Consider the following 8442-nt stretch of genomic DNA (forward strand, 5'->3'; position numbering starts at 1 on the left):
AACAGTAATCAATCACCGATACTCCACTACAATCGCCAATAACGAACGCAAACCCACGTGGCCACAGATCAGAGATGCACTCGAAACCAACGAGGATCTCCTTTGCAGTGCATGGCTCACAGCCAGTTAAGCAAAAATCCAATTTGCGGGAATGGCTAGTACTTCCAGACGAACTGAATGATCTTTATGAATTGGTACATGCAATAGATCGGACCGAGTCGCTGTAGGTGTTCGTCGAGTTTTTGCCAGTATTCCCCACTGGTATCCTTCGTCGTCGTGATGAGTTCCTTGAACGCTTCAAGCTTCTCCGAGGTTGATGCTCGAACTCGGAGCTGCCACGCCCAATTACGGATTTCGTCAGGCCATTCTTCGGTTCCTTCTAAGATATCGCGTGCGACCTGATCGTAAAACCAGGCATCACTACTTATTTTCAATTTGATCTCATATGACTTAGAGAATGATTGCCCCAAGCGTTAGAGACGATAGTGGCCGAGTATGTGTTGTCACTGTCGAATGAAACTGCTGGGGCGATACCGACCGAACCAACAACGTTCAATATCCGGGGGTTACCTGATAGGGCTTAAGCCTGTAGTAGGCACATGGCAAGTCTCCGTCTCGGTTCGATGTTCGGCATCCCGATCAGACTGGGCGTTTCGTTCTTGTTAATCCTCCCACTGTTGGCCTACCTCATCGGTTCGCAGGTTGGCCTCACAGTGAACTTGATCAACGGGATCTTCGGGACCCCACTTGATCCAGACCCGCTTACCGCGGGGTTGCTCCCCTGGCTCTTGGGAGTGGGCGCTGCACTCGGCCTCTTCGCCAGCGTTCTCTTGCACGAACTGGGTCACTCACTTGTAGCACGCCGGTACGGCCTTGAGACTGAATCGATCACGCTGTGGTTCTTGGGCGGTCTCGCACAATTTGCGGAGTTGCCTGACGACTGGCGACAGGAATTCGTGATTGCCATCGCCGGCCCGATCGTTAGCATCGCACTCGGGGTCCTGTTCTACGGGTCGTTCGAACTGCTCGCTGGCAGGCTCCCCGCTGTTCGGTTCGTGATCGGCTACTTAGCGGTGCTCAATGTGGTGCTCGCGGCGTTCAACATGCTTCCGGGATTCCCGATGGATGGTGGGCGAGTCCTCCGCGCGGTGCTCTCGCGCAACCGGTCGCGCCTGCAGGCAACCCGCATCGCCGCTGCCGTCGGGAAGGGGTTCGCGTTCCTGCTTGGAATCGCTGGGGTCTTTACGTTCAACTTGTTCTGGATTCTCATCGCCTTCTTCATCTATATCGCCGCGACGAGCGAGACCAGCCAGGTGGTTATGCAAGCGGCCTTCGAGGGACTGACCGTCAGGGAGATAATGACGCCGGCGGCCGAACTCGATACGCTGGCATCCGAGACGTCGATCGATACCTTGCTTGACCGGATGGTCCGCGAACGTCACACCGGGTATCCGGTCGTCGACGGCGATGACCTCGTCGGCATCGTCACGCTCGAAGACGTCCAAGAACGGGCATCCGACCGCCGAGATGAGACGACAGTCAATGACATCATGTCGACAGATCTGGTGACGGTCCGACCCGGCGGCGAGGCGGCGAATGCGCTCACGACCCTCCAACAGGAGGATATCGGTCGGCTTCTCGTAACCGAAGGGGACGGCTCTCTCGCCGGTCTGATTTCGCGGACAGACCTGATGACGGTCCTCGAAATCACCCAGAGCAGTCAATCGACGGCCGCCATCCCACCGACGATCGAACGCTGAGTATGATTCATCAAGAGGGAGTTCACCCCGAGGGCGGAGGATCGATCTGGTTGGTGAATACGTGATTCAAAGCATCGAAGATACCCACAATCCCTCGGTCGGTCATTTTCATCTGAGTTCCTTGAACGTGTTATTGGTCACAGTGGGCTATTTCGGGACAAGAGTTACTCTGTGATGTTTCCTGCGTGAGGACTTTCGCGAAGAGAGCGAGAAACTCTGGAACCGGCTTAGCGGGTCGGGTCAAACGGACTTTTACTCATGTGCAACGCACAATGGATAATCGGGGTTGTTCGTCATCACGGGTTAAACCGTTTTAGATCGTGAGATGTCTGTTTCTGTTGACCGAATCTTTTTGATTGACTCATGCTAACACTACTCTATGATCTCATCGGTACCCACCACTGTCCTCGAAGTATTCGACACTCTCGGTCCTCCTGGCACCCCGTTCACGACGCCGGAGGTCGCTGAGGAATTCGACTGTACCGACTGAACAGTCTACAACAAACTCGACGCGCTCGTTAAGAATGACATCCTCGAAACGAAGAAGGTGGGTGCTCGGGGGCGGGTGTGGTGGCGGCCACCGAAGGAACGTAGTCCTGATGGTACTATGGCGGAAGCAGCAGCAACCGAAGCGACGTTCCGCGAACTGTTCGAGAACGTACCTGGGCTCTATCTCATCGTGAAACCGGGCGACTACGAGATTGTCGCGGTGAGCGATGCATACTTGGAAGCGACGATGACGAAGCGAGCAGAGATTATCGGCAAAACATCATTTGAGATCTTTCCCCCTGACCCTAACGATCCTGATCCTGAAGAAGTTCCCCGGTTGCGAGCGTCACTCGAACGGGTCAAAGCGGAGCGGGAAGCCGACGTAATGTCAGTCATCTACTATCCGATTCTCCGACGAAATTCCCAGGGTGGAGGGTTCGAGGATCGATGGTGGAGTCCGACCAACTCACCCGTGTTCAATTCGACCGGTGAGATCGACTTTATTATTCACCGCGTCGAAGACGTTACGCCAGTCGTCCGGCAATCTCAGCTTGGCAATTTTCCCCTGCGCCCGCTGACCAGTCAGCGAGCAGTAGGTAGAAACATCGAACGGCGGTTCCCGGTGCGAACCTGATGTTTTCGTACTGTGGTCGGCGTTACTCGCCCCCACTGTGGTTCGAACAAGCTCTCTCGACGTTTGAGGCAGCCTTCTCCGACAACCGTAACGCTGATTCGTTCAAACACCTCGTGAGCACGCTGATTCTCGCTGAAACGCAGTGGACTGTTGTGGACTCTCCCGAGGGATTTCGTGTCCCAGCGGGAGCGCGAAATCCCGCAAGGCTTACGATCGCTTCTTTGCCGGTGCTGACTGATCGCTCACCGATCTCGCTCAATGCCACGCTGAGTACGTCTTTGACCAGCTCCAGGTCGGTATTGGTGACAACATGCTCTTTCACATCGACGATACATTCGCTCCGAAAACCGTCGACGCCACCGATGGTGTCGCCCGGTTGTACAATCCCGTCGCTGGTCAAGCCAAATCCAATCCTGTAACGAGCGTAGATCGATCAGCCGAGTACTTCGATTATTTCGGCACCCTTGAGATACAGGAATTCGTAATCGTCACGTGTGTCCACTTGCTTGCCGATCTGGTCAGCTACTTTTCCGGCTTCTGGTTCTTCTTCGGGATGATGGACGTAGTATATCATACTATGACAATGTGCGACATCCTACGCAATCAGGATTGCTGTCATGAACTAGATGTACCTCCCCACCCATACTCAGAATCGTTACGTCGCTTTTCACTATTCTCTTATTTGATACGCGTCTTGGATGGGTATTTTCTTCTCTTCAACACTGATGGAGACGATGTGACTGACTTTCGGCATATTCAGCAGGCATGTGTGAACCGATCCACGCTTGATAGTTTCAATAGCGCCGATTTGCCCACCCAAAGCTTGTTGAGGCTGGGAGTTGACTCCCATTGAGAGACAAAATGTCGAGTAATCCATACGCTCAGTTCACTGGGGTACCGATGACTAGCGAGGACATAGATAAGCTGCTGGTGTCACAAGGCTACGGGATTGTGTCACTCTGTAAAGAGGGAGAACCGTACAGTATCCCAATCTCGTTCGGATACGACGGTGAGCACATCTACTTCGGGTTTCTCGAAGATACCCCGAATCCGACGAAAATGGAATATATTGACGAAGGAGTGACCGCTCGGCTCCTCGTGACAGATATTCATGGCCGGTTCAATTGGCAAAGTATAGCTATCACTGGGTCAGTTAGGTCGCTCGATAGTGAGGGAGAGGAGTGGGAACACTTCATCGACACATTAGATGATAACGGCTGGTTCATGAGAGCCTTTGAACGATCCAGCGCTATCGAATCAATCCAAGGGTGGGAACTACAGATAGACGAACTCCAAGGGATCGAACGGAAAGAAGAAGTCTACGAGTGAGGTTCTTCAGATTTTACCCTGGAGCTGAATTAAATCAGTCTTTGTTGCTGTAGGTACCGCTGTTGAGTACACCATCCATATTCGTCGAGGACCAAACGTCTATGAAATTGCATCACTCCTCAGATTGGTGGTCAATCACGGAGACGAGTTGCTGGCTAACTGGCCGTGAAGAATCACAAGAATAAAAGTGACCCATACAATGAATTTGCGCCACGAACTCCTTGTTTGAAATTGTGAATGCAATCCACAGCTAACGATCATCAATCGTCGTGGGTGCCCGAATAACGAAGAGTGTGCCGTCCGAACTATCGACGGTCTCATCCGACGAGCGGCCAGACAATGGTGAAGAAAGCGAACGACAGAACGGCGGTGACCACGGCGAATGCGATATGGGGGAGACACCTCAAGTGGTGGCTTGTATGCGAGGACTGCGGCGGTCGGATTGCTCGGTATCGACGCTCGAACACAGTACGTAAACCCGAACAGTACAGCTGTAGCAAGTGTGGTGGATCGATTCGCGTTGAGGAGGGTGATGGTCACTGACCAGCTCTCGTTTTTTCAATGAGTATGTTTGGGACTCCCATCAGGCCATTTACCAGTCTTGTCGGAACCGCGTTTTTCGGCACGCGAATCCTCGGAACTGTATACGGTGTCATCCTGTGGCGTCGGACGATGCCAAGAAATCGATGATCGAACCACAACAAGAGAAGGAGGCGAAAGTGATGACCTACTAGATTCCAACGTAGTCTGTCTGTTTCAACTACCCTCGGAGCGAAGTGCTGAGCAGGTTGAGTTCGCTGCTGAAGATGGACCCATTCACACTGAACTGCCGCGTGTCGCCCTGGCTTAGGGACTGGCCACCTTGTTTGAACATGAACGTGGTGATCGAACCCTGCCCACCACCGCCACCGCCACCGAGGAGATAGCGGATGATGTAGCCGTCGTAGTCATCCGGCTGGCTGATCTCTGGCACGGTGCCGCCGCCGGGTCGTTCGAGGAGGCGAACCGTCGTGGCCGCTTCCAACGAGTTCACGACCCGGAACTGCACGTTCGGGTGGTAGTCGTAGGTGTAGACCAGTACGTTGCTGGACTGCGCTGCCGCGGTGCCGGCACTCCCCAATCCCAATGCGAGCGCACCCGTCGCGAGCGCGCCTTTCTTCATGAACGAGCGACGTTCATTCGATTCGACGTTTTCTGCGTCTTTCGTTGTCTCTTCTGACATTCTCTGATTCCTCGGTCATGACTATGCTCATATCCAGCATAAAGCAGCTATAATGTGCAGCAATTAAACACATCCCTAATGTAAGCCCACTGTTGGTAGTGGGGATTTCTGGTGTGGTATTGAGGATTACTAGCCGCCATTTCTCTTCCAAATCCAGCGAAAGACCATGTCAACGAAAACGCCTAGTGAACTTGAAGCTGACGAGACGGCACAGAAACGCGCCCAGTGGGAACAATTTTCCTTCGACGTCGATGCCCCCGGAATGGTCGAAGTCACCAACGAGAGTCACGAGTACCCCGTAGACCACCGATACACAGTCTCCATCGACGACGTGACTGACGAACTGATGGCCTGTACGTGCCCGCACCACGTCCATCGCAATGCCTTTTGCAAGCACATGGCCGCGGTCGAGAACGCAACCGACGACGGGACGCTCGACGCTTTCCCGTCCGAGGACGAAGACGACGAGACCAAACCCCAAAACTGCGACTGTGACGGTCTCGGTGACTGCCCGTGCTGGCCATGCGTTCGAACGGGGCAGAAAGAACTGCCGAACAAACCTACCTTTCAGTTACCAACAATTCCTTCAATTGTTGTCCACCGACTTTCGTACTACAATGCTGTAACATACACCTAGTATCGCACCAACTCCAAGCAATCCGACCATACCGACTTCTGAATTGATTCCCTCCGCATTTTTCTCGAAGTGGTAGAGGCTCCACAAAGAGTCAGGTATCCCAAGTGTAAACGATGTAACGCCGAGGCTGTCGAGTACTATCGGAGCTATCATCATCAAAAAGAAGGCACTGCCGATAGTGATTCCAATTCCAACAATCATCCCATGAAGCACTTCACGACGTGGTTCAACTGAACGATTGGCTCTGGTATCGCCATAGATTTTGAGACCTGTTATGTTGTCTACAACGCGAACAGTTGCCGGATACCGAAGCAGTAACCGGGTCATCAAAAGGTCACCGACTGCACCGCCTGCATTCACCGCAAGCGGAGCCAACAAGATCGGCCACTGAAAAATAATTGCGAGCGTGAATAGGACGATTGTCAGTACGACAAGCGGGGCAATGGCGACAACGAGAAACTGATTTCGTGTAAGTGATTCATCGCTCGTAGCATAGGCATACGGAAGGACGAACTGCGCTACACCGAAGCCATATCGTGGATTTGCACCAAACTGCTTCATCACTGCTCCATGAATAAGTTCGTGAATAACGATGACGCCAAGTGTGAGGCCGAATATGAGCACGCCTATTCCAATCTGACTCGCTGCATTCTCCGGTCCAACTGTCAGCGAAAAATACCCCGTCTGATTTGTGAATACAGTATAGAGACCGCCAAACGCGAACAGGGCGGCAACAAATCCAATACTACTGAATGCTGTCCACTCCAATTCGACACGTCGAGATACAGTAAATTGCTCGAGAAGGTTCAATTCGTCGATTTTATCTGTTTTATTTCCCATGGCGGTATTGCCTTCAGCGACATTTTTTAGATTGCGTGTCATTTCATACTAACTGTCTAGGAACTAAATGAAGATAGCGATGCCAACAGGAAGTACAGTTGGACGGCGTCTGTAGCCCTCCGAGCGGCTGGAGACAAAGGCTTCCGCAAAGCGAGAATTATGGCTTCGGTAGAAGGAACGGTTCGTTCTGGTGAATCCGGTGTGTCTTCTACGCAGAACTATATAATTGGCCGAATATATACCGAAACTCTTTTTTCTGGATGTTTGTCTAAATATACCTCGAATTAAAAACTGAATACAGGATTATTAACCGTGTGTTGGGTCTGTGTTTAGTTATGATGGCAAGCGGTAAGGTTAATTTCTTCAACGACACTGGCGGCTACGGTTTTATCACGACTGAGGATGCGGACGACGACGTATTCTTCGACATGGAGGACGTCGGCGGTGAAGATCTGACAGAAGGGACCAAGATTGACTTCGATGTCGAACAGGCTCCCAAGGGCCCGCGCGCAACGAACGTCGTTCGCGCATAATTCACGGTTCAGTACGTTTTCCGTGTGGGCCGGAAAATGGATTCACAGAGAACTGTATTGGATCACTATTTTCGTATTCTGTAGGTCCCGCTTATATTGAACAACTTCTCGTATGTTTTCTCACTCTCTGGTTCAATCGAAACAACTCCCTCAAGCCCCGGTTGGGCTTCAACCGCGATTTGAGGCCCATCAAGAAGATCTATTTCCACGAGATGAGGGAATGAATCGCGGTTTTGAACACTCAGCGATCCTGCTGGTGGGTCTGTCTCCAGGAGTGTATCGCCTGATATGAGTCCGATTCCAGCAGCGATTCCAGAAGACAGCACAGCCCGGCGTGAATACTTCCCCATCAGTTATAGCTTGAACTACGTGCTGAAGTGCTATTAACATAGTCGATTTGGACGAAATGATCTACTTGACTGCCGTCGAGAACGCGACTAACGACGGCACGCTCAACGCATTCCCATCGGACGACGAGCGTGTCAGTGGCCCATACACCGGCTACGACAAGTACGGCAATGTCGATCACACCTACTGGACGTGTGAGGACTGTGGCGCGGAAGCCACCCGGAAGGGCGCACTCACCGACTACTGCTAACCCCGTCTCCCTTTTTCATTTCTGTCACGCCAAACGACGCTGTCCGATGGTGCCCAGCGAACGCTAACCGAATGTGCGGAAGTTGCGACCGAACGGGAAGACGGCACACCGACCACCGAGCGCAACAGCACGCGGCGGACGTCGTCACTGAGTATTTCCCCGATCTGCCGATTGAGGCGATTGCGTGGGAGTTCTCAATGCGAGCGCAACGAACGGCAGGCACAACGAAACACGATCCGGTAAACGGCGAGATAACGATCTCACTTGCATGGGATGCATTCGAGCAACAGGGCTGAGAGAATTCAGTTCAATGGTTACACGCTCTATAGTAGCCGTTAGAAATTTCTGCCCGGATAACGTTGAGTGTTCTAATGGACCATCTTGACGATATTTCCGTCGA

At 52.4% G+C, this 8442-nt stretch carries 9 protein-coding genes and 1 pseudogene; 6 read left to right on the top strand and 4 right to left on the bottom strand.

Going from position 1 to position 8442, the window contains the following annotated elements; genetic code table 11:
• Positions 1 to 599: 599 nt before the first annotated feature.
• A complete protein-coding gene (locus tag AC1XDK_RS24750) occupies positions 600 to 1760 on the top strand; it encodes a site-2 protease family protein (protein WP_483352686.1) in 1161 nt (386 codons plus the stop codon).
• A gap of 379 nt (positions 1761 to 2139) precedes the next feature.
• Positions 2140 to 2799, top strand: a pseudogene (locus AC1XDK_RS24755) (PAS domain-containing protein); the annotation flags it as partial.
• Between the two features lie 517 nt (positions 2800 to 3316).
• Here the strand turns inward: AC1XDK_RS24755 and AC1XDK_RS24760 are convergent.
• Positions 3317 to 3457 (bottom strand): hypothetical protein, encoded by a 141-nt coding sequence (locus tag AC1XDK_RS24760; protein WP_483352687.1) that lies wholly within the window; start codon positions 3455 to 3457, stop codon positions 3317 to 3319.
• A 326-nt stretch (positions 3458 to 3783) separates the two neighbouring features.
• Between AC1XDK_RS24760 and AC1XDK_RS24765 the strand changes: the two genes are divergently transcribed.
• Positions 3784 to 4212, top strand: coding sequence for a pyridoxamine 5'-phosphate oxidase family protein (locus AC1XDK_RS24765; RefSeq protein ID WP_483352688.1), 429 nt, complete (start codon positions 3784 to 3786; stop codon positions 4210 to 4212).
• Positions 4213 to 4972: 760 nt separating this feature from the next.
• Here AC1XDK_RS24765 and AC1XDK_RS24770 read toward each other — a convergent pair.
• Complete coding sequence (locus AC1XDK_RS24770; RefSeq protein WP_483352689.1) at positions 4973 to 5434, bottom strand: twin-arginine translocation signal domain-containing protein; 462 nt, start codon at positions 5432 to 5434, stop codon at positions 4973 to 4975.
• A gap of 166 nt (positions 5435 to 5600) precedes the next feature.
• Here AC1XDK_RS24770 and AC1XDK_RS24775 point away from each other — a divergent pair, with 166 nt between their 5' ends.
• On the top strand, positions 5601 to 6071 hold the full coding sequence (locus AC1XDK_RS24775; protein WP_483352690.1) for an SWIM zinc finger family protein: 471 nt from the start codon (positions 5601 to 5603) through the stop codon (positions 6069 to 6071).
• On the opposite strand, the gene AC1XDK_RS24780 is transcribed toward AC1XDK_RS24775, so the two are convergent.
• On the bottom strand, positions 6021 to 6953 hold the full coding sequence (locus tag AC1XDK_RS24780; RefSeq protein ID WP_483352691.1) for a DUF3267 domain-containing protein: 933 nt from the start codon (positions 6951 to 6953) through the stop codon (positions 6021 to 6023). The two genes, AC1XDK_RS24775 and AC1XDK_RS24780, sit on opposite strands and share 51 nt — an antisense overlap.
• Positions 6954 to 7249: 296 nt before the next feature.
• Between AC1XDK_RS24780 and AC1XDK_RS24785 the strand changes: the two genes are divergently transcribed.
• Entirely contained in the window at positions 7250 to 7444 is a 195-nt protein-coding gene (locus AC1XDK_RS24785) for a cold-shock protein (protein WP_483352697.1), read from the top strand.
• Positions 7445 to 7509: 65 nt separating this feature from the next.
• Here AC1XDK_RS24785 and AC1XDK_RS24790 read toward each other — a convergent pair whose 3' ends face one another.
• Positions 7510 to 7794: a hypothetical protein gene (locus tag AC1XDK_RS24790; protein ID WP_483352692.1), complete on the bottom strand. Its 285-nt coding sequence runs from the start codon at positions 7792 to 7794 to the stop codon at positions 7510 to 7512.
• 56 nt (positions 7795 to 7850) lie between these two features.
• On the opposite strand from AC1XDK_RS24790, the gene AC1XDK_RS24795 reads away from it, so the two are divergent.
• The gene (locus tag AC1XDK_RS24795) at positions 7851 to 8042 is read left to right on the top strand and encodes a DUF8118 domain-containing protein (protein ID WP_483352693.1); all 192 of its coding nucleotides are present in this window, start codon (positions 7851 to 7853) and stop codon (positions 8040 to 8042) included.
• Positions 8043 to 8442 lie beyond the last annotated feature (400 nt).

The sequence above is a fragment of the Haladaptatus sp. HS23 genome (assembly GCF_056892285.1).